This window comes from Pseudomonas sp. Pf153 (assembly GCF_001269775.1).
GTDB classification, from domain to species: Bacteria; Pseudomonadota; Gammaproteobacteria; order Pseudomonadales; family Pseudomonadaceae; genus Aquipseudomonas; species Aquipseudomonas uvaldensis.
Genome location: NZ_LHVL01000008.1, coordinates 145,972 through 169,516, shown reverse-complemented (window position 1 = coordinate 169,516; position 23,545 = coordinate 145,972). Strand labels below are relative to the sequence as shown.

General features: G+C 61.0%; 16 protein-coding genes and 4 pseudogenes. 6 read left to right on the top strand and 14 right to left on the bottom strand.

What is annotated here, in order from left to right; genetic code table 11:
- Positions 1–9: 9 nt before the first annotated feature.
- From AD666_RS03680 to AD666_RS03670, 3 genes are read right to left on the bottom strand one after another with little or no spacing between them, the layout of a single operon-like run.
- Complete coding sequence (locus AD666_RS03680) at positions 10–267, bottom strand: phosphopantetheine-binding protein (protein WP_053147679.1); 258 nt, start codon at positions 265–267, stop codon at positions 10–12.
- Positions 248–1,057 carry a 1-acyl-sn-glycerol-3-phosphate acyltransferase gene (locus tag AD666_RS03675; RefSeq protein ID WP_053147677.1) on the bottom strand — a complete coding sequence of 270 codons (810 nt, stop codon included), beginning with the start codon at positions 1,055–1,057 and terminating at the stop codon, positions 248–250. Before AD666_RS03675 ends, AD666_RS03680 begins: the two co-directional genes overlap by 20 nt.
- Positions 1,033–1,761, bottom strand: coding sequence for a beta-ketoacyl synthase chain length factor (locus AD666_RS03670; protein ID WP_053147674.1), 729 nt, complete (start codon positions 1,759–1,761; stop codon positions 1,033–1,035). Before AD666_RS03670 ends, AD666_RS03675 begins: the two co-directional genes overlap by 25 nt.
- 346 nt (positions 1,762–2,107) lie before the next feature.
- Between AD666_RS03670 and AD666_RS03665 the strand changes: the two genes are divergently transcribed.
- Positions 2,108–2,878 carry a ParA family protein gene (locus AD666_RS03665; protein WP_053147673.1) on the top strand — a complete coding sequence of 257 codons (771 nt, stop codon included), beginning with the start codon at positions 2,108–2,110 and terminating at the stop codon, positions 2,876–2,878.
- Between the two features lie 60 nt (positions 2,879–2,938).
- On the opposite strand, the gene trxC is transcribed toward AD666_RS03665, so the two are convergent.
- On the bottom strand, positions 2,939–3,373 hold the full coding sequence (gene trxC / locus AD666_RS03660) for a thioredoxin TrxC (protein WP_053147671.1): 435 nt from the start codon (positions 3,371–3,373) through the stop codon (positions 2,939–2,941).
- A gap of 148 nt (positions 3,374–3,521) precedes the next feature.
- On the opposite strand from trxC, the gene AD666_RS03655 reads away from it, so the two are divergent.
- Entirely contained in the window at positions 3,522–3,800 is a 279-nt protein-coding gene (locus tag AD666_RS03655) for a hypothetical protein (protein WP_053147669.1), read from the top strand.
- Positions 3,801–3,856: 56 nt separating this feature from the next.
- Here AD666_RS03655 and selO read toward each other — a convergent pair whose 3' ends face one another.
- From selO to AD666_RS26965, 7 genes and pseudogenes are all read right to left on the bottom strand, one after another.
- Entirely contained in the window at positions 3,857–5,320 is a 1,464-nt protein-coding gene (gene selO, locus AD666_RS03650; RefSeq protein ID WP_053147667.1) for a protein adenylyltransferase SelO, read from the bottom strand.
- 38 nt (positions 5,321–5,358) lie between these two features.
- The gene (gene mscK / locus AD666_RS03645) at positions 5,359–8,721 is read right to left on the bottom strand and encodes a mechanosensitive channel MscK (RefSeq protein ID WP_053147665.1); all 3,363 of its coding nucleotides are present in this window, start codon (positions 8,719–8,721) and stop codon (positions 5,359–5,361) included.
- Positions 8,722–8,756: 35 nt separating this feature from the next.
- Positions 8,757–10,499: a potassium/proton antiporter gene (locus AD666_RS03640; protein ID WP_053147663.1), complete on the bottom strand. Its 1,743-nt coding sequence runs from the start codon at positions 10,497–10,499 to the stop codon at positions 8,757–8,759.
- A 212-nt stretch (positions 10,500–10,711) separates the two neighbouring features.
- Positions 10,712–11,185: pseudogene (locus AD666_RS26980) on the bottom strand (methyl-accepting chemotaxis protein); the annotation flags it as partial.
- Positions 11,186–11,299: 114 nt separating this feature from the next.
- Positions 11,300–11,977 (bottom strand): annotated as a pseudogene (locus tag AD666_RS26975) (PAS domain-containing protein); the annotation flags it as partial.
- Between the two features lie 355 nt (positions 11,978–12,332).
- Positions 12,333–12,932, bottom strand: a pseudogene (locus AD666_RS26970) (methyl-accepting chemotaxis protein); the annotation flags it as partial.
- Positions 12,933–13,235: 303 nt separating this feature from the next.
- Positions 13,236–13,892: pseudogene (locus AD666_RS26965) on the bottom strand (MCP four helix bundle domain-containing protein); the annotation flags it as partial.
- Between the two features lie 322 nt (positions 13,893–14,214).
- Here AD666_RS26965 and AD666_RS03625 point away from each other — a divergent pair.
- Entirely contained in the window at positions 14,215–14,445 is a 231-nt protein-coding gene (locus AD666_RS03625; RefSeq protein ID WP_053147657.1) for a hypothetical protein, read from the top strand.
- A complete protein-coding gene (locus tag AD666_RS03620) occupies positions 14,442–14,744 on the top strand; it encodes a cell division protein ZapA (RefSeq protein WP_053147655.1) in 303 nt (100 codons plus the stop codon). Before AD666_RS03625 ends, AD666_RS03620 begins: the two co-directional genes overlap by 4 nt.
- Positions 14,745–14,946: 202 nt before the next feature.
- On the opposite strand, the gene AD666_RS03615 is transcribed toward AD666_RS03620, so the two are convergent.
- Together AD666_RS03615 and putA are read right to left on the bottom strand one after the other, a co-directional pair.
- On the bottom strand, positions 14,947–16,749 hold the full coding sequence (locus AD666_RS03615) for an acyl-CoA dehydrogenase (RefSeq protein WP_053147654.1): 1,803 nt from the start codon (positions 16,747–16,749) through the stop codon (positions 14,947–14,949).
- A 158-nt stretch (positions 16,750–16,907) separates the two neighbouring features.
- Complete coding sequence (gene putA / locus AD666_RS03610; protein WP_053147653.1) at positions 16,908–20,861, bottom strand: trifunctional transcriptional regulator/proline dehydrogenase/L-glutamate gamma-semialdehyde dehydrogenase; 3,954 nt, start codon at positions 20,859–20,861, stop codon at positions 16,908–16,910.
- 12 nt (positions 20,862–20,873) lie between these two features.
- Here putA and AD666_RS26395 point away from each other — a divergent pair, with 12 nt between their 5' ends.
- Positions 20,874–21,149: a hypothetical protein gene (locus AD666_RS26395; protein ID WP_156315909.1), complete on the top strand. Its 276-nt coding sequence runs from the start codon at positions 20,874–20,876 to the stop codon at positions 21,147–21,149.
- Between the two features lie 174 nt (positions 21,150–21,323).
- The gene (putP, locus tag AD666_RS03605) at positions 21,324–22,808 is read left to right on the top strand and encodes a sodium/proline symporter PutP (RefSeq protein WP_053147651.1); all 1,485 of its coding nucleotides are present in this window, start codon (positions 21,324–21,326) and stop codon (positions 22,806–22,808) included.
- 95 nt (positions 22,809–22,903) lie between these two features.
- Here the strand turns inward: putP and AD666_RS03600 are convergent, their stop codons facing one another.
- The gene (locus tag AD666_RS03600) at positions 22,904–23,398 is read right to left on the bottom strand and encodes a DUF2165 family protein (protein ID WP_053147649.1); all 495 of its coding nucleotides are present in this window, start codon (positions 23,396–23,398) and stop codon (positions 22,904–22,906) included.
- Between the last annotated feature and the right edge of the window lie 147 nt (positions 23,399–23,545).

Below are 23,545 nucleotides of genomic sequence, written 5' to 3'. Positions count from 1 at the left end.
GGTCCGGTCTCAAGCGCGTTTTGCGGTGACGAAGGCAGCAAGGCTTGCCACATTGCTGAAATGGTTGCGGGTGTCCTTGGCGTCGGCATCAATCTTGATGCCCCACTTTCTCTGGATCGCCAGGCCAAGCTCCAGGGCATCCACCGAGTCCAGGCCCAGGCCTTCGCCGAACAGGGTCTGGTGATCGCCGATATCGTCGACACTGATGTCCTCAAGGCCGAGGGCGTCGATGATCAGCTGTTTGATGTCACGGTGCAGATCGCTCATCTTCGGCGAGCTCCTTGATGTAATAGTGATGCAAAAAATCGTTGAGCCTGCGCGAAGCCTGGGGCGCAGGACCGAGCGCGGCGAATGCCTGTGGATCTATATCGGCCCCCACATGGAAACTGAAGTGCACGCGGCGTTGGGGGATGCGGTACCAGGGTTCGGCTTTGGTCAGGGTGGTGGGGCTGACCTTGATCGTCACGGGCGTGAGAATTTTCGCACCCCGCAGGGCGATGGCCGCTGCGCCCCGATGAAAGGCCGGCGCCTGGCCGGGCTGGGTCCGTGTACCTTCCGGAAACACGATAAGGGTCTGGCCATCCCTCAGGGCATCGCTGGCGGCATCGAGCATGTCCATACTGCCGTCGTTGCTGATGTATTGGGTCGAACGCAACGGGCCACGGGTAAAGGGGTTGTCCCACAGGCTTTTCTTCACCACGCAGTTGGCATCGCGCACCAGCCCGATCAGGAACACCACGTCGATCAGCGACGGGTGGTTGGCAATGATCATCTGCCCGGGGCGGCCAAGCTTTTCCGCGCCGTCGATCCGGTAGGTGAGCACGCCGGTGCGGGCCATGAAGCGGATGAAGAACCAGAACAAGCGTCCAACCGTGCGCCGAGCCCGTTGCCGGTGGGCCTGGGCATCGCCAGGCCAGCGGGCCAGCAGCGGAAACACCAGCAGGCGCAGGCACAGCCCGCCCAACCCGAACAGGGTAAAACTTGCCGCGGTGGCGAGCAGGCGCCAGTAATAGGCGTCGCGGTGTTTTCCTGTCACCGGTTGCGTTGCCAGGTCCATACACGATTCTTCCAGGCATGTTGGCAGGTGGTTTCGTTGTTCAGCAGCGTACGCACCAGATCAAGGGCATGGGGCCATTCGCTGCCTTGCGGTTGGGCGTGCGGGGATGACAAGGTCAGTTGCCAGTCGTCGCCCCGGGTCAGTAAAAGCCCTACCGCATAGGGAAACGGCACATCGTCCACCCAGGGTGAATACACCTGGGGCGGCTGTTCTTCGGCAATGACCAGCAATACTGCCTGCGCGCCTTCATTCAACAGCGCGACGGCTTCCAACACGCCATGTTCCAGCCCGTCGCCGGTCGCGGCCAGGGCGGTCATCTCGCTGGTTTCGCCGCGCATGATCGACCACAGGCCGATCACCGCGTTATGCACCGACAGGCTGAACTGCGTCGGTGACAACGGCTGGTCGATGGCCAGGTCCTTGAGAATCTCAAAAGTGCGTGGGGTTTCACCGTGGCGGGAAATAAAGACCAACGGCAGGTCCGGTCGATTTTCTGCCAGGGGCCAGCCGACACTGAAGGCCATCCGCGCCAGGCGGCTGAGTCGCCGACGCTGCATGGCCGGCAGGAACGAGACGTCAGGGGCGCCGTCGCCTGGGGGCAGCATGACCGGCTGTCGGCTCCACGCCTGCCAGTCGTCCACGCTTTCGAGCCCTGGGGCCCAGGCGCGCCATTGGGCGATGTTGAAATCGATCACAGAATTCATCCCACCCCTGCGGGCTTTTATTGTCACGGTTCAGTGGTTTGACCCGCGTCCAACCCTGCATGATCTTGCGACCCAAGTGGCGCGCATTATCCCGGTGCGGTTGGCTTGTAGCAAATAATGGTTACATTGGCGTGCAGGGAGATTTGAAAGGTCACCCCGGCCTCAGAGACATCATTGTCGCGATTATGACGAGCCTGTCTGTCAGCTGCTTCCGTAAGACTCTGGGCGAATTGACGCCTCCTATTCGGAAAAAGCCACTAACGCGGTAGTCCATCCATTTCGAAGGTAGCGAAGCGAGGGCTTGCCCTACTACACTCGGGAATCTTTGATACACGGAGGTTTTGCCATGCGGCGTGTGGTGTTCAATCAGAAAGGTGGCGTGGGCAAGTCCAGCATCGCCTGCAATCTGGCGGCAGTCAGCGCCAGTGAAGGGTATCGCACGCTGTTGATAGACCTGGATGCCCAAGCCAATTCCACTCAATACCTGACCGGTCTCACCGGCGACGACATTCCCATGGGCATCGCCGATTTCTTCAAGCAGACGCTGTCGTCCGGGCCTTTCTCGAAGAAGAATAAGGTCGACATTTACGAAACGCCGTTCGACAACCTCCATGTCGTCACTGCCACCGCCGAGCTGACGGATTTGCAGCCCAAGCTGGAGGCGAAGCACAAGATCAACAAACTGCGCAAACTGCTCGACGAGTTGGACGAGGATTACGACCGGATTTATCTGGATACACCGCCAGCATTGAATTTCTATGCGGTTTCAGCGTTGATCGCCGCCGATCGGGTATTGATCCCCTTCGACTGCGATAGTTTCTCCCGTCAGGCGTTGTATGGTCTGCTGTCGGAAATCGAAGAACTCAAGGATGACCATAACGACAGCCTTGAAATCGAAGGCATCGTCGTCAATCAGTTCCAGGCACGCGCCAGCCTGCCGCAGCAGATGCTGGATGAACTGATTGCCGAAGGCCTGCCGGTGCTGCCGGTGTACTTGAGTAGCTCGGTACGCATGCGCGAATCCCACCAGGCAAGCTTGCCGTTGATCCACCTGGACGCGCGGCACAAGCTGACCCAGCAGTTTGTCGAGCTGCATGGGTTGTTGGAAAACGCTTGATTTATGGCCGATGCAGGCCTCTGTGGGAGCGGGCACGCTCCCACAGGAGCTGGTGTGTTTTCAAATGCCCTGGCTACGCAACCAGCCCATCAGCTGCGGCAAGGGCAACGCGCCGCTCTGGCGCGCAACCTCCCGGCCGTTTCTGAACAGGATCAGGCTGGGAATCGAGCGAATCCCCAATTGCGCCGATAGCTGCTGATTGGCTTCGCTGTCGAGCTTGGCCAAGCGGCATTTACCCATCAGTTGCGCGGCGGCCTGCTCAAACACAGGCGCGAAAGACTTGCAGGGTCCACACCAATCCGCCCATACGTCGACCAACAGCGGCAGGTCGCCCTTGATCTGGCTGGCATAGTCGCCTTGTTTGAGTTCGAACGGTTTATCCAACAGCACCGGGGACTTGCAGCGTCCGCACTTGGGCCCGTCTGCCAGACGGTCGGTGGACAGGCGATTGAGGCCGTTGCACTGGGGACAGGGAATCAGCATAGGGTCAGGCATGACGGGCCTCCAAAAGACGGTGATGAGCCTGATCTGGTGCCGTCGGCGTGGATTATCAAGGGTTGCCATTCATCAGATACGTTGCACGGATGGCGCGCCCGGACCTCAAAAAAACACCGCGTATCCATTCGCAACCCATGGAGGTCCCATGAGTCATCCAAGAAATGATGCCCTTGACGAAGTAAGGGGCAACCCCAACGACGACGGCTTCGTACTTGGCACGGCCGGTCGCGACGAAGACCCGAACGCCGCCCCTGCCTATGCAATTGACCGTCGTCATGAGCGGGACGAGCTTACCCCGGAGGATGCCCGCGGCATGCCGGGCTACCCTGAGAAAAAGCCACCGACCGAGCCGACCGAGAACGATGGCGCCGAGACGGAATCTGGGATCGAGACCCCTGAACAGGGAAACGACAAAGTGGGGTAAGCGACCCCCATCCGGTCACAGCCGCCGATGGTCTGGCTTGATGCCGTGCAGCCTGTTCAGGACGAGCAGCTGATTTCCAGGTGCTTGCCCCACTCGGGCGGACGTTGGGCGTACGCGTCCATGCCCGGTTGCTCTTCGAACGGGTTGCTCAGCACGTTGTGCAAGCGGCGCACTTCGTCGTAGTCGCCAGACTCGGCGGCGTCGATGGCGTTCTGTGCCAGGTAGTTTCGCAGTATGTACAGCGGGTTGACCGCATGCATGCGAGTACGGCGCCGCTCTTGATCGATGGCGCCTTCGCGGTTGACCCGAGCGATGTAAAGGTCACCCCAGGCGTCGAAACCCTTGAGGTCGACGAAGTCATCGCGCAGGGTGGCGATGGCCTGGCCGGGCGCCTGGTCTCCCAGGCGGCGGAAGAACAGGCTGTAGTCGACGCCGCTGTTCTGCATCAACTGCAGGAGCCGTTCAACCAGTTTCTGGTCATCCTCTTCGGCGCGGGTCAGGCCGAGGCGGCGACGCATCAAATCCAGATAGTGGGCCTGGTACAACGGCAAATACAAACCGAGGGTCTCGCGCAGGGCCTCGACGCTGATGAAGGGCGTCAGGGCCTGGGCCAGGGCACTGAGATTCCATTGGCCGATGGGCACCTGGTTGCTGAAGGAGTAGCGGCCCTGGTCATCGGAGTGGTTGCAGATGAAATTGGCGTCGAAATCGTCGAGGAAGGCGAACGGTCCGAAGTCGAAGGTAATGCCCAGAATCGACATGTTGTCGGTGTTCATCACCCCGTGGCAGAAGCCATAGGCTTGCCATTTCGCAATCAGTTCAGCGTTGCGCTCGACGATTTCTCGAAACATTGCCAGGTACGGCTCCGGCTGCTCGCGGCACTCGGGATAGTGCAGGTTCAACACATGCTCGGCGAGCGTCGCATGCAGCTCGGGCTTCTTGGTGTAGTAGAAGTATTCGAAATGGCCAAAACGCACGTGGCTCGGTGCCAGGCGCAGCACCATGGCGGCGCGCTCCTGTTTTTCACGCCACACGGGGGTGTCCGAACCGATCACGCACAACGCCCGCGTGGTGGGGATGCCCAAGGCATGCAGCGCTTCGGAGGCGAGGAACTCGCGGATCGAGGAGCGCAGCACCGCGCGTCCGTCGCCCATCCGCGAAAACGGTGTTTGCCCGGCGCCCTTGAGGTGCAGGTCCCAGTGCTGGCCGGCTTCGTTGTACACCTCTCCCAATAACAGTCCGCGGCCATCGCCCAGTTGCGGGTTGTAATGGCCGAATTGGTGCCCGGAATACACCATCGCCCGTGGCTCGGTTTCGGCCCACAGCTTATGCCCGCCGAACAGCTCGGCGAACAATGGCGCCTGGGCTTCGGCCGGGTCCAGGTCCAACAGCGCCATGGCGGCCGGGCTGGCGACGACCAGTCGGGGGTTGTCGATGGGTTCAGGCAGGACATGGGCCGAGAAACCGTCGCCCAGGCGGGCGAAGCGGTTATCGAAGGTCAGGGTTTCCAGCGTTTTCATGGCCATCTCCGGCGCGATGCCTGCTGGCACCGGCGCGATCAGTCGAGTGTATCGTGCGGCGGTTCCGGCACCGGTTTGATGTTGGCTACGGTCGAGGGCACGGCCGTGATGGTTTTCTTGTCGGGCTCGGCGGGTACCAGTTTGTATTCCTGGCCCTGGAGGTTCTTCAGGTAGATCTCCATCTGCCGGAAGGAGATGTTGATGTGCTCCTTCTTGAACTCACGGTTGATGAAGCGGTTGATCTCGTCCAGTACCGGGTTGCGGTCACCGAGGTCGCGCACATGCATGCGCAGCTCATGATCGAGGGTGCTCTCGCCGAAGTTCAGGAAATACACGATCGGTTCCGGCTCCTTCAGCACCCGCGGGTTCTCCCGGGCGGCCTTGAGCAGCAGCTCGCGGACCCGATCCAGGTCGGAGCCATAGTCCACGCCCAGTTTCAGGGTGACCCGGGTGACGGTGTCGGTCAGCGACCAGTTGATCAGTTGCCCGGTGATGAAGGTCTTGTTCGGGACGATGATGTCCTTGCGGTCGAAGTCGGTAATGGTGGTGGCGCGAATGCGGATCTTGCTCACCGTGCCCGACAGGTTGCCGATGGTGATGGTGTCGCCGATCCGCACCGGGCGCTCGAACAGGATCATGATCCCGGAGATGAAGTTGGCGAAGATTTCCTGCATGCCGAAGCCCAGGCCTACCGACAGCGCCGCCACCAGCCATTGCAATTTGTCCCAGCTCACGCCCAGGGTGGACAGGGTGGTGACGAAGCCGACGCCGGCGATTACATAGGACAGCAGCGTGGTGGTGGCATAGGCGCTGCCCTGGGCCAGGTTCAGCTTGGACAGCACGAACACTTCCAGCAGGCCTGGCAGGTTGCGTGCCAGGGCGAAGGTGATACCGATGATGATCAACGCGCCGAGCATGTCGCCGATGCTGATGGGCACCATGCTCATATTGACGCCGGTGCCGCTGGTGTATTCGTAGAGCGTGATGTTGTCCAGGTACGAGAACACGCTGATCAGGTCCGACCAGACCCAGTACAGTGCGGCGATGAAACCACCCAGCAGGGCCAGGCGGATCAGGCGCAGGGACTGTTCGTTGACTTTCTCGATATCCAGTGTCGGTTCCTCGACTACTGCTTCGCCGTCGCCGGCTTCCTTGGCCGCCTGGCGCTTGGCCAGGGCCCGCTGATAGGCCAAACGCCGTGCGGCGACCGACAGACCTCGCACGAAGGTCGCCTCGATCACCAGCCAGAACATCAGCAGGTACAGGGTGTTGATCAACCGGTCGCTGAGTTTGAGGGCGGTGTAGTAGTAGCCGAAGCACACCGCCACGAACAAGGCGATCGGCAGGGCGGTGAAAATCACCCCTAGAGCCTTGCGGAACAGTGAGGTATTGCGGTGCGTCGGGCTGCTGAGCAACAGGCGACTGAGCAGCCAGGCCATCAGGGCATAGCAGGTCAGTACCACGGGCATGCCCAGGACGTCGTCGGCCAGGGTCGACGGTTGCAACTCGGCCACAGCCACCACGGCCACCAACGCCAGCACCACCAGACCTAGGCGACGGATCCAGCCCTGGAGAAATTCGACCTGGGGTTTCTCCCAACGGAAATGCAACTCGGCCACGCCACCGGGGGCCAGTATCCGATAGGCGGTGTAGAACACCAGCCAGGCCTGGCCAATCTGCAACAGCGCGGCGCCGAGGTTGGCGTTCTGGCCGCGGGCGTCGATCTGCAAGGCATAGCCACACAAGGCCAGTGCCAGGGCTACCGGCATTGCCAGCAGGATGTTGATCAGGATCGCCTGGGGCGTATGCCACTGGCTGTCGCGCTTGAAGTGGCCAACGTCCTGGTGAACCTTGTTCAGTCGGGCATAAAGATGCTTGCGTCGCCACAGCAGTGCGCCAATCAACAACGCCAGGGGCAGGAACAACAGCGGTCGTTGTGTCAGGCCATCGGCCAGCTCACTGAGGCTCGATGCCCAGGGCAGCGAGTCGATCTGTTTTTCCAGGCGGTTCGGTACGCCGCGCATCCATTCGAAATCCAGGGGTTTGTTGCTGGGGATCCAGAACATCTGTTCTTCGAGGGTCGCCCGCAGGTTTTGCGCGGTGCTGAGCAATTGCTTCTGGTTGAGCTGCAAGGTGATGGATTCGTTGAGCACCGCGCTCAACTCGCGGTTCAGGCGTTCCAGCAGGTCGATTCGGGTCAGGGCCAGGTCCAGCAGGGTCTTGCGCAGCTGCGGTGTAACCTGCTCCGACGGCTGGGATGCCAACAGGCTATCGACGTAGGCGCTCGGATTGTTCAGAAGCTCACGTTGCTGGCTGACTTCGAACTGGTACAGGCGGATATCGGCGATCTGGTCGGCCAGGTTCTGGTCCAGCTTGAGACGCGGCAGCGTCTGGCGTTGTTTGTAGAGAATCTTGGAGAGCAGGAGGCTGCCCTTGAGCACGCTGATCTGCTCGTCCAGGGCCGCGTCGGTCTGGGTGACGCTGTCCAGTAGTTGCTTGGTTTGCAGGTTCTGCTGGGTGACTTCATTAAGGCGGTCGGTGCTTTTGAGCAAATAATCGGAAAGCTTGAGGTTGGCCGCGCTTTCGGTGGCCAGCAGGCTACTGCCGCCAGCCTTCTGTGCTTCGATGGATTGCTGGGTCACCGTCTCCTGGGACTGGGCCAGGCGCTTCTGGTTGATCAGGTTCTGCAGGTCCTGGATTTCCTGCTCCATGCGGGCGATTTTTTCCATCAGCAAGTCGTGCTGGCCGTTGCCCAGGTCTTGCAATTGGCTGTTGCCGGCCAGCTCCTGACGCCGCAACGGGATCAGCGCGTTAAGGGCCGCCAGCTCGGCGTTGAGTTGGTCGCGCTGTTCGCTGCTCAGGGTTTTTCCGGCGTCTCTTCCCGCCTTGAGGGTGGCATTGATCTGCTGGATACGGGTCTGGCTGTTGGCGATCTCGGCCTGGGCCCGCTCGGGACGAGTCTGGGCGGTGATGATCAGGCTGTTGGCGTCTGCGAGGGCCTTTTGCAGATCGCTCTGCTGGGTGGAGCGATCCGTCAGCATTTGTTCGAGCTGGGGAATCGGCAGGTTCGCGTAGCGCTGCGCCACAGGCACCACGGGTGTGTTTTTCAGTCGTGCCAGCTCGCGCTGGTTTTCAATGTTCTGCTTGGGAGCGCTGGCCAATTGCTGTTTGAGGGCCTGCAGCTTCTGCTCGTATTCAGCCTTGCTGGCGAGTTGGGCCAGGGTGCCTTGCAGCACCGCTTGCAAGGCCTTTTGGTCGGCCTCCGGCAGTTTACGGTCGGCGATCTTGTCCAGGCTGGCCTGCACCGATTCGCTCGTAGGCGGTTCAGCGGCCTGCAGTGGGCAGATGGAAAGACTCAGGCCCAGCAGGGCAATGGCGAAAAAGGAGCGCAGGGTAGGCATAGAGACCGGTCAAGCAAATAAAGAATGGGAGCAGTTTAGAGGAACAAGCCGGGGCCCGGGCGACTTCCTTCGGGGAATCTGACGCCCACTTTACCGATCTTGTTCCCGTCCATGGCCGCGACAGTCCACAAGGTGTTGTTCCACTCCACCTGGTCGCCGACTACTGGCGCACCGCCAACTTTCTGGGCGATGAAACGTCCCAGGGACATGTCCGGGTCGATGCCGTCGAGTTTCAATCCGTACAGTGCCGCAACCGCGGCCAGCTGGGCGTCTCCTTCGAGTACGAAGTCGCCGAAGAAGCGCAGATCGAGGCCTCGTTGTGGTGCCTGGCTGAACAGTTTTCCAAGGGCCGGCAAGTCGTGTTCATGGCCGATGACACACAGCAAATCATTGACTTCCAGCACCGTACTACCCGACGGATGGAGCAATTGCTGGCCTCGAAACAGTGCCGCGATACGGGTTCCGTCCGGCATTTTAAGGTCGCGCAAGGGCGAGCCGATGCACCACTTCTCTGCACCGAGCCGATAGATGAACAGTTCCCACTCGCTGGTGACGTGCACTTCCAGCGCGGCGCGGGATATCGGCAGGGGCTCGGGCGGGACGGTGACATGCAGCAGCTTGGCGACCCAGGGCAGGCTCGTACCCTGCACCAACAAGGACACCAGCACGATAAAGAACGCCAGGTTGAAATACAGTTGAGCATGGGGCAGCCCGGCCATCAGCGGGAACACCGCCAGGATGATCGGAACTGCGCCGCGCAGACCGACCCAGGAAATGAAGGCTTTCTCGCGACCGTGGAAAGCCCGGAACGGCATCAGGCCCACCACGACCGACAGGGGCCGTGCAAACAGGATCATCCACAGCGCCAGGCCCAGGGCAGGCAAGGCAATCGGCAACAGGTCATGGGGGGTGACCAGCAGACCCAGCACCAGGAACATGCCGATCTGCGCCAGCCAGGCCATGCCGTCGAGCATGTGCAGGATGCCGTGGCGGCTGCGCACCGGGCGGTTGCCCAGCACCAGGCCGCACAGGTACACCGCCAGGAAGCCACTGCCGTGCAGCGCGTTGGTCAAGGCAAACACGGCCAGCCCGCCGCTGATGACGAGGATCGGGTAGAGGCCGTTGGCCAGGTTGATCCGGTTGACCAGTTGCAGCATCAACCAGCCACCGCCCAGGCCGATCACCGCGCCGATGCCGAACTCGCGCACCAGATGCCCCAAGAGGCTCCAGTGTAGGCCGGTTTCTCCGCTGGCGAGCATGCCGATCAGGGTAACGGTCAGGAACACCGCCATGGGATCGTTGCTGCCGGACTCGATCTCGAGGGTAGCGCTTACCCGCTCGTTCAGGCCTTTGCCGCCCAGCAACGAAAACACGGCCGCGGCGTCGGTCGAGCCGACAATGGCGCCGATCAGCAGGCCCTGGATCAGATTCAGGTTGAACAGCCACGCGGCTGCGAGTCCCGTCAGCCCGGTGGTGATCAGCACGCCGATGGTGGCCAGCGACAATGCCGGCCACAACGCCACCCGGAAACTGGAGACCCGTGTGCGCAAGCCACCGTCCAGCAGGATGACGGCCAGTGCAAGGTTGCCGACCAGGTAGGCCGTTGCGTAGTTATCGAAAAGAATGCCGGCGCCATCGACCCCGGCCACCATGCCCACGGCCAGAATGATCACCAGGATGGGGATGCCCAGGCGGGATGAAAGGGAACTGACCAGAATGCTCGCACCCACCAGCAACGCGCCGATCAAGAACAGGCTGTTGATGGTCGTCGCAGTCAAAGGCAGTACTCCGGGAAACTGAAAGACGGGCACAGACTGACCATGCAGCCTGCGTGCCAGCGATTCTAACCTGTTGAAATGCGATGCTGTCAAAAAGGTTTTGTGTCCGTCAGACACGCCTTCAGGATCCCCGTGTCTGATTCTGTATAAGGGAACAGAGCCAGACCGCGTGGATCCCGGCTATCGAGAGCCAAGGAGCCGAACGCTCCTTCTCAGCCAACCCAGCCAACTGCCGTTTTCGGAATGACCTCGGACTCGTCGAGCTTGGATGCAAACATGCTCACGGCTTCGAGTGCGTCTGTCGTCCCGGTGCGGATCTGTACGATGACCGATCCGGCCTGGTCCGCCAGGGTCACACCGCGCAGGGCGCCTTCGTGGGTGACGTTCATGCTGGTGACGGCTTCGCGGGTTTCGGAAAGGATCATGCCGATCATCTCGGCAATCTCCGCTGTCGAGCGGCTTGTACGCCCTGCCAACTGGCGGACTTCATCGGCGACCACCGCGAAGCCCCGGCCCTGGTCACCGGCCCGCGCCGCTTCGATGGCTGCATTGAGGGCCAACAGGTTGGTCTGGTCGGCGATGCCGCGGATGGTGTTGACGATGGCGGTGATCTCCTCCGAGCGCGATCCCAGTTGTCCGACAAGACGCGCGGACGCGCCGATATTGTCGGCGATCTGACGCATTTCCTTGGCTGTCTGGTGGATAACCTCGGCGCCCTGTTCGGCCACCCGCTCGGTCTCGGCGGAGATGTGGTAGGCGCGTGAGGCGCCGCGAGAGTCTTCCTCGAACTTTTCGACTCGTTCGGTGATGTCGCTGGCGAACTTCACGACCTTGCATAACTTGCCTTCGGCATCGTAGACCGGGTTGTAGCTGGCTTCGAGCCAGACGACCTTGCCGTGCTTGCCTAGACGCTTGTATTGACCGCTGAAGAATTCACCCGCATTCAAGCGCCGCCAGAAATCACTGTATTCCGGGCTGTTCACCAGGTTTGGCTCACAGAACATCCGGTGATGTTTGCCCTGGAGTTCGGCCAAGGAGTAGTTCATGGTCCTCAGGAAGTTATCGTTCGCGGTGAGGATGTGGCCGCTGAGGTCGAATTCGATCACCGCCATGGCGCGGTCGAGGGCTGCCAGCTTGCCTCGGATTTCCGCCTCGTTGGCGACCTTGGCAGTGACGTCCAGGGCGTACTTGACCACTTTCACCACGCGATTGTGCTCATCGACCACGGGGTTATAGCTGGCTTCCAGCCATACCATCTGGCCGCGCCCGCTGCGCCGTTGGAAAGTCCCGGAAACGAACTGACCGGCGCGCAACTGGTTCCAGAATTCGCGGTACTCGGCGCTGCCTGCCAGAGCAGGGCTGCAGAAATCGCGGTGTGACAGGCTGGCCAACTGTTCTGCGCGGTAGCCCATGGTTTTCAGGAAATTGTCGTTCGCACGGAGCACTTTGCCGTCGGGACTGAACTCGACCACGGCCATCGACCGTTCCAAGGCGCCTACCAGTCCCTTGTATGTCGTTAATTCGGCTGTCCTAGCCGTCAGTTCACTTTTTAGAGTTGTATTAAACATGACGTACCCTCGGCGAACCCGGAGATGACCGGACCATATCTCGCTATCGACATGCCGATGGCGGAACTGAAGGGGCAGGCGTAATCATGTTTCGGCGTCAAAAAATGCCGAATTCAGTGATCAGGTTCTATAGGGGACCCTGGCAAACAAACGAAGGTGTTCCCAGGCTGGGTGCGGGAGCGCCGCCAGGAACGCTCCGCGGGCTGGAAGACAGCCGCGGAGCGAGGCGAGGCATGCCCACGTCAGACGTGGGAATGCTCAAAGGTCAGAGGCTGAAGCGCCCTACCATGCTGTTCAGGTCCACCGCCAGGCGCGACAGTTCGGCGCTGGCAGCGCTGGTCTGATTGGCGCCGGTGGCCGATTGCACCGACAGGTCGCGGATGTTCACCAGGTTGCGGTCGACTTCCCGGGCCACTTGGGCCTGTTCTTCGGCAGCGCTGGCGATCACCAGGTTGCGCTCGTTGATCTCGACGATGGCTGTGTTGATCGTGTCCAGGGACATGCCGGCGCCACGTGCAATATTCAGAGTCGACTCGGCACGTTCGGTGCTGTTGCGCATCGAGTCCACAGCCTGCTCGGTGCCGCTCTGGATGCTGCCGATCATGCGTTCGATTTCGCTGGTCGACTGCTGGGTGCGATGGGCCAGGGCACGGACCTCGTCCGCTACCACGGCGAAACCACGACCGGCCTCACCGGCCCGTGCCGCCTCGATGGCTGCGTTCAGGGCCAGCAGGTTGGTCTGGTCCGCCAGGCCACGAATCACGTCCAGAACCTTGCCGATGTCACGGGACTCGTCGGCCAGGTTGCCGATCAGTGTGGCGGTGCTCTGCACGTCGGCGCTCATGCGTTCGATGGCGCCAACCGTTTCCTGCACCAGATCCCGACCGTCGCCGGCGGAGGTGGTGGCATTTCTCGAGGCTTCGGAGGTGCTGACCGCGTTGCGCGCCACTTCTTCCACGGCGCTGGTCATTTCGTTCACCGCCGTAGCGGCCTGTTCGATTTCGTTGTTCTGCTGGGTCAGGCCCCGAGCGCTTTCGTCGGTGACGCTGTTGAGTTCTTCCGCGGCGGAGGCCAGTTGCGTGGCCGAGCCGGAAATACGCTGCAAGGTGTCCCGCAGTTTTTCCTGCATGGTCGACATCGCCCGCAGCAGGCGACCGGCTTCGTCGCTGCCATCGACAGTGATCGGCCGGGTCAGGTTGCCCTTGGCGATTTCTTCGGCGGCGTCCAGGGCATTGGCGATCGGGCGAGTAATGCTGTTGGTCAGCAGCCAGGCGAACAACAGGGTCAGGCCGGTGGCGATGACCAGCAGCGTGACGACCCAGTTGAACGCCATCGAATATTGCTGCGTTGCGCCTTGGTTCAGGGATTCGGCTTGCAGGTTGTTGATTTCCACCAAGCGGCCGATGGCCGCGTTGACGGCATCGGAATTACTCAGCAGTTCGGTGTTGAGCAAGGCGCGCAAGTCATCGATCTGGTTGTTGCGCGACAGGGTTTTCATCCGATCTTCAAGCTGACGGTACTGGCCCAGCAGTTGTACCAATTGGTCATAGGCGGCGCGTTCATCCGCAGCGCTGATGAGTTTTTCATACGCGGCCTGGGCAGTTTGCAACTGTTGGTTGCGCTGATCGAACAGCTCATAGGTTTTCTGTTGGATGTCCGCTTCACGGTTGACCAACAAGCGATAGGACAGCACTCGCAGGCGCAGCGAGAGCTGGGTGAACTCGTTGAGGGCCTTGATGCTGGGCACGCTGTTCTCGACGATATTCTCGCCGGAGGTGCGGATCTTGCTCATCTGGCTCAGGGCAAATACCCCGAGGGCCAGCATCAGGGCGCCGATCAGGGCAAACCCCAGGAACGCCCGTGGCGCGATATTCATATTACGTAGAGACATGGGAAGTACCGGGAAAAGCGCGTCCGTGCGGAGCTGTGGCGGGTATGTACAGACTTATCGGACATACGAATGAAGTCTTGAGTGGGGTGGGGCCTTTTGTCGCAGAGCATCCCGGCAAAGCGACGAAGGGTAGGAACCAGACTCCTCGTTCACAGTCTTTACGACTCGCCAGCGAAGTACCGCCGCCGCTGGACCGTGGCATTGGCGGTCACTTTTCTTTATCGTACGCGCCCCCTGAAAAAGCCTGGAAATCAATATGTTGGAAACATCCCTCAGCCAGCTGGAGCAACTGGTCAACGACCTGGTGCAACAGAACCGTCATCTCGCCGGCCTGAATGAAACCCTGAGCGCGGAACTTGCCAGGGCCAAGGACGAAAACGAGAGCCTGCAACTGAGCCTGATGGAACAGGAAGAACTGCACGGTGCCACCGCCGCCCGTATCCAGGCGCTGATCGAGCGCGCCAGCACCGGCCCTGTCAGCGCATGAAGCAGGGTGTCAATGGGGTGACTGTCATCTCGATCCTGGGAGAGGACTATTCGATCAAGGCCCCGGCCGGGCAGGAGCAGGCTCTGCTGGACGCCGCAGCGATGCTCAAGACGGCCCTGACCGATACCAAGCGCAAATACCCGACACTGATCGGCGATCGGCTGTTGGTGTTGACGGCCATGAACCTGTGTTCGCAGCAGATTGAAATGCAGAAGCAGCATGAGGCCGAGCTCGACCGTTACCAGGAGCAGGTCAGCGCCACGGTGGATGTCATTGCCAAGACGATCCAGCAGGCCTGAATGGATCGAGAATGACTGTGGGAGCGGTCTTGCTCGCGAAGGCGGTGTGTCAGCAGGCACATATGTAGCTGACACACCGCTTTCACGAGCAAGCCCGCTCCTACAGTGGATTTGGATGGCCGCTCAATCAGTGTTTACAGCAGAACTACTATGGGAGCGAGCCTGCTCGCGATAGCGATTTGAGTCCGTTGCAAAAGCCGGATCAGAACCACTCATCCCGCATCCCCAGGCACGTATCGTCCCGCGCCTCGAGCAATGCCAGCTCATGGTGGCAACCGGGAACTTCCCAGGTCAGGAAGTACCGCGCCGCTTGCAGCTTGCCTTTATAGAAGTCGCTGTCCGCGGCGTTGCCCCTGGCCAGCCCTTCTACGGCACGAATGGCTTGTTCCAGCCAGCGCCAGCCGATCACCATGTGGCCGAATACCTTGAGGTACAGCGCCGAGTTGGCGAGGCTGCTGTTGACCTTGCCTTGAGCCAGGTCCGTCAGCAGGCCAAGGGTGACCGTTTGCAGGTTCGCCACCAGGGTTTCCAGCGGCTGGCGCAGTGGCGTCAGTGTATCGTATGCCTGGGCGCGTTCGGTGGTGTCGGCTACCAGGCGGATCAGTTGCTTGAGCCCGGCGCCGCCATTCTGCGCCAGCTTGCGCCCCAGAAGGTCCAGGGACTGGATACCATGGGTGCCCTCGTGAATAGGGTTCAGGCGATTGTCGCGGTAATACTGCTCTACCGGGTATTCGCGGGTGTAGCCATGACCGCCGAGAATCTGGATCGCCAGCTCGTTGGCCTTCAGGCAAAACTCCGAGGGCCAGGATTTGACGATTGGAGTCAGCAAGTCCAACAGTTCATGGGCACGCCGGCGTTCGGCATCGCTCTCGAGTGTGGTGGTGTCGTCGAACAGTCGCGCCGCGTACAGGCCCAGGTCGAACGCGCCTTCCACATAGGCTTTCTGGGTCAGCAGCATGCGGCGCACGTCGGCGTGCTGGATGATCGCCACGGGGGCGGTGGTCGGGTCCTTGCTGTCGGGCAACCGACCCTGGGGACGCTCGCGGGCGTATTCCAGTGAATACAGGTAGCCGGCGTACCCCAGCATTACCGCGCCCATGCCGACGCCGATCCGTGCCTCGTTCATCATCTGGAACATGTAGCTCAGGCCATGGTGCGGTTTCCCCACGAGGTAACCGACACAGTCGCCATTGTCGCCGAAGTTCAGTGCCGTGGAGGTGGTGCCGCGCCAGCCCATCTTGTGGAACAACCCGGCCAGCAGCACGTCGTTACGCTTGCCGAGGCTACCGTCGTCGTTGACCAGGAACTTGGGCACGATAAACAGCGAAATCCCTTTAACGCCGGGCGGCGCGTCCGGCAGTTTCGCCAGGACCATGTGCACGATGTTTTCCGACAGCGGATGATCACCGCCGGAGATGAAAATCTTGTTGCCCTTGAGTCGATAAGTGCCGTCGGGTGCGGGTTCGGCACGGGTGCGGATATCCGACAGTGAAGAGCCCGCGTGGGGTTCGGTCAGAGCCATGGTGCCGAAGAAGCGACCGTCGATCATCGGTTGCAGGAAGCGGCGCTTCTGCGCCTCGTCGCCGAAGCTTTCGATCAGGTTCGCCGCGCCCATGGTCAGGAACGGATAAGACGTCGATGCGGCATTGGCCGATTGGAAATGCGCGAAGCAGGCCTGGGACAGCAGCGTCGGCAATTGCATGCCGCCTGCCTCGAAACTGCGCGCAGCGTTGAGGAAGCCTGCCTCCAGGAAGGCGTCCACCGCGGGTTTCACTTCCGGAATCAGGATGGCCTGACCGTCTTCGTAGCGCGGTTCGTTCTCATCGTTCTTGCGGTTGTGCGGCGCGAAATATTTCTCGGCGATGTTGCGGGCCGTACCAATGGCCGCGTCGAAGGTTTCGCGGGTGTGCTCGGCGAACCGCTCGCGCTGGGTCAGACCCTCGGCGTCGAGGACTTCATACAGCTCGAAAGCCAGGTTGCGGGAACTGAGCAGCGTCTCGGACATGGCGGCCTACCTTTCTTTGGAATGGGCCGAGTCTAGGCGGGGGAATAGAGGTTGAACAGGATGATTGATTTGGGTGATGAAGAGGCGGGGGCGACACTAATCCAAATGTGGGAGCGGGCTTGCCAGGCACCCATTGCGGGTGCCTGGCTTGCAGTGGTTTAACCGATGGTCATCAGGCTGGCATTACCGCCCGCTGCTGCGGTGTTGACGCTCAACGCCCGCTCGATCACCAGGCGCTCCAGCGCAATGCCGGTTTCGCCCTGGGACAAGCCGTGGACCCCGACGATGGCGCCGGCACGCTTGGCCACTTGTTGGCAGACGCTGCGCAACTGGTCCGAGTCGCCGTGATGCAGGACAGCGTCGAACACCACGTCATCCTTGGTCCAATCGGAAACGCGTTGGACACGTGCCTGAATATCCTTGGGCAAGCGTGCGAACAGTGCCTTGGTGGTATCGGTTTCCGGCCACACGACCGAGCCGCCCACGGCCAGTACGGCCGCCAGTTGCGTCAGCAGGTCACCTTCCACCTCGGCCAGGCACAGCACATGTTCGCGCGGCAGAATGGCGTAGCTGTTGCGTTCACCGGTCGGGCCGGTCAGCTGGCGGGTGATACCGCTTTGCGATTGGGCTGCGAACTGCACGCACAGGGCGCTCAGTTCGGCGAGCTTCTGGCTGTCGGCCCAGGCTTGCAGGGCGGTCAGCGGTTTGCTCATGGCCTCGCGCAGGCGCAGGTCCGGCGCGCTGACGGCATCGGCGCGAACGAAGGATTGCTGGATCGCATCGGTAGGACGAGTCGACAGCAGGCGGTACAGGTACAGCGGACCACCGGCCTTGGGCCCGGTGCCCGACAAACCTTCGCCACCGAACGGTTGCACGCCAACCACGGCACCCACGATGTTGCGGTTCACGTAGACGTTGCCGGCATGGACGTTATCGATCACCTTGGCGATGGTTTCATCGATACGGGTATGCACGCCCAGGGTCAGGCCATAGCCGGAGGCGTTGATCTGGTTGATCAACTGATCCAGCTCCTTGCGCTTGTAGCGCACCACGTGCAGCACTGGGCCGAAGATCTCGCGCTGCAGCTCATCGAAGCTTTCCAGCTCGATCAGGGTCGGCATCACGAACGTGCCGCGCTTGCACTCTTCACTGTCGGCAATTGCCATCTGGTAAACGGTGCGACCTTTGTCGCGCATGGCCTGGATATGTTTCTCGATGCCGGCCTTGGCTTCGGCGTCGATCACCGGGCCAATGTCCACCGACAGGCGCTCCGGGTTACCCAGGCGCGATTCGGCCATGGCGCCCTTGAGCATTTCGATGACGCGGTCAGCGGAGTCTTCCTGCAAGCACAGCACGCGCAGGGCCGAGCAGCGCTGGCCTGCGCTGTCGAAGGCCGACGACACCACGTCGATGACCACTTGTTCGGTCAGGGCCGAGGAGTCGACGATCATGGCGTTCTGGCCGCCGGTTTCAGCGATCAGCGGGATCGGACGACCCTGGCTGTCCAGGCGACCGGCAATGTTGCGTTGCAGCAGGCGAGCGACTTCGGTGGAGCCGGTGAACATCACCCCCTTGACCCGCTCGTCACCCACCAGGCGGGCGCCGACGGTTTCGCCACGGCCCGGCAGCAGTTGCAGCACACCTTCCGGGATACCGGCTTCGAGCAGCAGGCGCACGGCCTGGGCGGCCACCAATGGCGTCTGTTCGGCTGGCTTGGCCAATACCGGGTTACCGGCGGCCAGGGCAGCGGCTACCTGGCCACTGAAAATGGCCAGGGGGAAGTTCCACGGGCTGATGCAGACCACCGGACCCAATGGGCGGTGGGCATCGTTGGTGAAGTCATTGCGTGCCTGCACCGCGTAGTAGCGCAGGAAATCCACGGCTTCGCGAACTTCGGCAATGGCGTTGGCGAAGGTCTTGCCGGCTTCACGGGCCAGCAGGCCCATCAATGGCTGGATCTCGCCTTCCATCAGATCGGCGGCGCGCTCCAGGATCGCGGCGCGCTCGGCCGGTGGCGTGGCCTGCCAGATCGGCGCGGCGTTGAGCGCGCACTGAATGGCATTGTCGACATCAGCCACCGTGGCTTCCTGCACATGGCCGACCACGTCGCGGTGATCGGCTGGGTTCAGGACCGGGGTCGGTGTTTCTTCACTGGCGGCGCAACCGAGCATCGGCGCGGCTTTCCAGTCGTTATGGGCGGTCGCCAGCAGGGCGCAGGACAACGAGGCCAGGCGATGTTCGTTCGCCATGTCGATGCCGCTGGAGTTGGCGCGCTCGCTGCCGTACAGGTCGCGTGGCAGGGGAATGCGCGGATGCGGCAGGCCGAAACCACCTTCCAGAGTCGCCATCTGCTCAATGCTGGCGACCGGGTCGGCCACCAGTTCCTGAATGGAAATCGACTGGTCGGCAATGCGGTTGACGAAGGAGGTGTTCGCGCCGTTTTCCAGCAGGCGACGCACCAGGTAAGCCAACAGTGTTTCATGGGTGCCGACTGGAGCGTACACGCGGCACGGACGGTTCAGCTTGCCTTCGGAAACCTTGCCTACAACCTGTTCGTACAGCGGCTCACCCATGCCATGCAGGCACTGGAATTCGTACTGGCCCGGGTAATAGTTCTGACCGGCGATGTGATAAATAGCCGACAGCGTATGGGCGTTGTGCGTGGCGAACTGCGGGTAGATGGCTTCTGGTACCGACAGAAGCTTGCGGGCGCAGGCGATGTAGGACACGTCGGTGTACACCTTGCGGGTGTAGACCGGATAGCCTTCCAGGCCTTCGACCTGGGCGCGTTTGATCTCGCTGTCCCAGTACGCGCCTTTTACCAGGCGGATCATCAGGCGATGGCGACTGCGGCGCGCCAAGTCGATGACGTAGTCGATCACATACGGGCAGCGCTTCTGGTAGGCCTGGATCACGAAACCGATGCCGTTCCAGCCGGTCAGTTGCGGCTCGAAGCACAGGCGCTCCAACAGATCCAGGGACAGTTCGAGGCGGTCGGCTTCTTCGGCGTCGATGTTCAGGCCGATGTCGTATTGCTTGGCCAGCAGGGTCAGCGACAGCAGGCGTGGGTACAGCTCATCCATGACGCGCTCGTACTGGGCGCGGCTGTAACGCGGGTGCAGGGCCGAAAGCTTGATGGAAATGCCAGGGCCTTCATAAATCCCACGACCGTGGGAGGCTTTGCCGATCGAGTGGATGGCTTGTTCATACGAGGCCAGGTACTTCTGAGCGTCGTGCTCGGTGAGTGCGGCTTCACCCAGCATGTCGTAGGAGTAGCGGAAACCCTTGGCTTCGAATTTGCTCGCGTTGGCCAGGGCTTCGGCGATGGTCTCGCCGGTGACGAACTGCTCGCCCATCAGGCGCATGGCCATGTCGACGCCCTTGCGGATCATCGGTTCGCCGCTCTTGCCGATGATGCGGCTCAGGGAGGAGGTCAGGCCTGCTTCATTATGGGTAGCGACCAGCTTGCCGGTCAGCAGCAGGCCCCAGGTCGCGGCGTTGACGAACAGCGATGGGCTGTTGCCCAGGTGTGGCTGCCAATTACCGGTGCTGATCTTGTCGCGGATCAGTGCATCACGGGTACCTTTGTCCGGGATGCGCAGCAGCGCTTCGGCCAGGCACATCAACGCCACGCCTTCCTGGGACGACAGGGAGAATTCCTGCAGCAGGCCCTGGACGATACCGGCGCGACCACCGGCACTCTTCTGGTTACGCAGTTTTTCTGCGATCGAAGCGGCCAGCTTGTTAGTGGCTTCGGCCATCTCCGCCGGCAGGCGAGCCTGTTCGATCAACATCGGTACCACTTCGGGTTCCGGTCGTCGGTAAGCGGCAGTGATGGAGGCACGCAGCACCGATTGCGGCAGGATGCTTTCGGCAAACTCCAGGAAACATTGGTGAGCATGGTCAGGCTGGACATCGCCAGCCTCGTCATTGTCGACGCGGGTCGAACCGTTCAGCTCGGTCAGGGTTGCACCACCCTCGAGTTTTTCCAGGTAATTGAAAATTGCCTGCTTGATCAGCCAGTGCGGCGTGCGATCAATCGAGGTAGCGGCCGCTTTGAGGCGTTCGCGGGTCGGGTCATCGAGTTTGACCCCAAGAGTGGTGGTAGCCATATTTTTATCCTCATGTTTACCACGTATCGCGTGGCATCAGCTGGCGGCAAGATTAGCCCCGAGCTGCATGAGGTGCAACCGGGTGCAACCCTTTTTTTGACGAAACATCAGGCTGCTCATCAGGAAGTGAGCGCTGATCTCGTTGCGCTGCACCGGCTTAGTGCGTTGGCTTATAGCGAGACTGTCTCCACTGCACAAAAAGGGAGCAAAAAACACGGTTCGGATGGAAAAACCGATCAGGTGCAACTTATTCGAGCGAAACAGGTTGCACCTTATTTGATTTGTTGAATAGCATTCGCGGCCAAGGTGCAACCGGTTTCGAGCCGAGGGGCATCGGCTGATGGCTTTCCTGGGGAAACATCAGTCATAAATTCGCGGGTCTGCTAATCGTCGCTACAACATCTGTGTTGTCGGCGCTTTCAACTGCCACCGCTACATAAAAACAAAGCCAGGGCGTAACTCATGAGTGTAAGCAATCCCACCCTGATCACCTTCGTGATCTATATCGCAGCCATGGTCCTGATCGGCCTGATGGCTTATCGATCCACCAACAACCTTTCCGATTACATCCTGGGCGGCCGCAGCCTGGGCAGCGTCGTGACCGCATTGTCCGCCGGTGCCTCCGACATGAGCGGCTGGCTGCTGATGGGCCTGCCTGGTGCCATCTACATGTCCGGCCTGTCGGAAAGCTGGATCGCCATCGGCCTGATCGTCGGTGCCTACCTGAACTGGCTGTTCGTGGCTGGTCGCCTGCGGGTCCAGACCGAGCATAACGGCGATGCACTGACCCTGCCGGACTACTTCTCCAGCCGTTTCGAAGACAAGAGCGGTGTGCTGCGTATCATCTCCGCGGTGGTGATCCTGGTGTTCTTCACCATCTATTGCGCCTCCGGCATCGTGGCCGGTGCCCGTCTGTTCGAAAGCACTTTCGGCATGTCCTACGAGACAGCGCTGTGGGCCGGTGCCGCGGCGACCATCGCCTACACCTTCGTGGGTGGTTTCCTGGCCGTGAGCTGGACCGACACCGTACAAGCCACCCTGATGATCTTCGCCCTGATCCTGACGCCGATCATCGTGCTGCTGGCCACCGGCGGCGTGGACACCACGTTCCTGGCTATCGAAGCGAAAGATCCTTCGTCCTTCGACATGCTGAAGAACACCACCTTCATCGGTATCATCTCGCTGATGGGCTGGGGTCTGGGCTATTTCGGCCAGCCTCATATCCTGGCGCGTTTCATGGCGGCGGATTCGGTCAAGTCGATCGCCAATGCCCGTCGTATCTCCATGACCTGGATGATCCTGTGCCTGGGCGGCACCGTGGCCGTGGGCTTCTTTGGCATTGCCTACTTCTCGGCGCATCCCGAGGTGGCCGGTCCCGTGACCGAAAACCCTGAGCGCGTATTCATCGAGCTGGCCAAACTGCTGTTCAACCCATGGCTTGCCGGTGTCCTGCTGTCGGCCATCCTGGCGGCGGTGATGAGTACCCTGAGCTGCCAGTTGCTGGTGTGCTCCAGCGCCCTGACCGAAGACTTCTACAAGACCTTCCTGCGCAAGAATGCTTCGCAGCTGGAACTGGTCTGGGTCGGCCGTGCCATGGTGTTGTTAGTGGCTTTGATCGCCATCGCCATGGCCGCCAACCCGGAAAACCGCGTTCTGGGCCTGGTGAGCTATGCCTGGGCCGGTTTCGGTGCTGCCTTCGGTCCGGTTGTCCTGATCTCCGTCATCTGGAAAGGCATGACCCGTAACGGTGCACTGGCCGGTATCCTGGTGGGTGCACTCACCGTGATCGTCTGGAAGCACTTCGAATTGCTGGGCCTGTATGAAATCATCCCGGGCTTTATCTTCGCCAGCCTGGCCATCTACTTCGTCAGCAAGATGGGCTCGCCTACCGCCGGTATGGTGCAGCGCTTCGAAGCGGCCGAGAAAGATTTCCGCCTGAACAACTAAACAAGGCTTTCGGCGAGGCCTGGACGGCTCGCTCGAAGGTTGGATGAAAAAAACGGCCCGGCTCCAGTGGAGGTGGGCCGTTTTCATTTGCGCGGTCAGTCCACCGTGGCGTCGGGCTGGTTGAGGAAGATCAGTACACCCAGCAGCGCCATGTAGAACCTGAACGCAGCGTCCTGGCCATTCCAGATTTCGGATTGCCACATCAGAAACCATTCCCCTCCGACCACCATGAAGCCAAAGAACCAGACGAGGAATCCCGTCGTCAGGCCGGCGATGCTCCAACGTTTGGCCCGTGTGAATATCGCGCCCTCGGCCTTGCGCGCCTGCCACAGTTTCAGTGCCCCGTAGCCGAGCAGCCCGGCAGTGAACGCTTCGCCGAGGATGATCAGCCAGTAGGCGCCATGCCACAGCCATGGCTGGACGATAGCCCGATAGCGGGCGGCGTTGTCCGGGAACGTGGTGTCCATGCTCAGCACGTGCTGGACGAAATTGAAGTTGGAGCGGTAGTCGGTGATGTTGTTGAACACGGTCAGGAAAGCGAATGTGGCGAGTGCCAGGGTCATTGCGATTTTTGCGTAGCGAGTCGTCATGCGGTGCGTCCTTTGCTTTTTTGCGACGAAGGGAACGTTATCACGCCGTGTTGCAGTCCCGAGGCTCGTCAGGTTGTAAGACGCCGCTGATTCAATCGTGCGACGGGTTCCGTAGGCTGCTACGCAAAGGATGTCTATCGGAAAATG

Coding starts and splice junctions, on each gene's coding strand:
- AD666_RS03655 (WP_053147669.1), top strand. CDS start 3,522: ATGAGTCATCCAAGAAATGATGCCCTTGACGAAGTAAGGGGCAACCCC.
- mscK (WP_053147665.1), bottom strand. CDS start 8,721: ATGCCTACCCTGCGCTCCTTTTTCGCCATTGCCCTGCTGGGCCTGAGT.
- AD666_RS03600 (WP_053147649.1), bottom strand. CDS start 23,398: ATGACGACTCGCTACGCAAAAATCGCAATGACCCTGGCACTCGCCACA.
- AD666_RS03670 (WP_053147674.1), bottom strand. CDS start 1,761: ATGAATTCTGTGATCGATTTCAACATCGCCCAATGGCGCGCCTGGGCC.
- AD666_RS03615 (WP_053147654.1), bottom strand. CDS start 16,749: ATGTCCGAGACGCTGCTCAGTTCCCGCAACCTGGCTTTCGAGCTGTAT.
- putP (WP_053147651.1), top strand. CDS start 21,324: ATGAGTGTAAGCAATCCCACCCTGATCACCTTCGTGATCTATATCGCA.
- AD666_RS03665 (WP_053147673.1), top strand. CDS start 2,108: ATGCGGCGTGTGGTGTTCAATCAGAAAGGTGGCGTGGGCAAGTCCAGC.
- trxC (WP_053147671.1), bottom strand. CDS start 3,373: ATGCCTGACCCTATGCTGATTCCCTGTCCCCAGTGCAACGGCCTCAAT.
- AD666_RS03625 (WP_053147657.1), top strand. CDS start 14,215: ATGTTGGAAACATCCCTCAGCCAGCTGGAGCAACTGGTCAACGACCTG.
- AD666_RS26395 (WP_156315909.1), top strand. CDS start 20,874: ATGTTTACCACGTATCGCGTGGCATCAGCTGGCGGCAAGATTAGCCCC.
- AD666_RS03620 (WP_053147655.1), top strand. CDS start 14,442: ATGAAGCAGGGTGTCAATGGGGTGACTGTCATCTCGATCCTGGGAGAG.
- AD666_RS03680 (WP_053147679.1), bottom strand. CDS start 267: ATGAGCGATCTGCACCGTGACATCAAACAGCTGATCATCGACGCCCTC.
- selO (WP_053147667.1), bottom strand. CDS start 5,320: ATGAAAACGCTGGAAACCCTGACCTTCGATAACCGCTTCGCCCGCCTG.
- putA (WP_053147653.1), bottom strand. CDS start 20,861: ATGGCTACCACCACTCTTGGGGTCAAACTCGATGACCCGACCCGCGAA.
- AD666_RS03675 (WP_053147677.1), bottom strand. CDS start 1,057: ATGGACCTGGCAACGCAACCGGTGACAGGAAAACACCGCGACGCCTAT.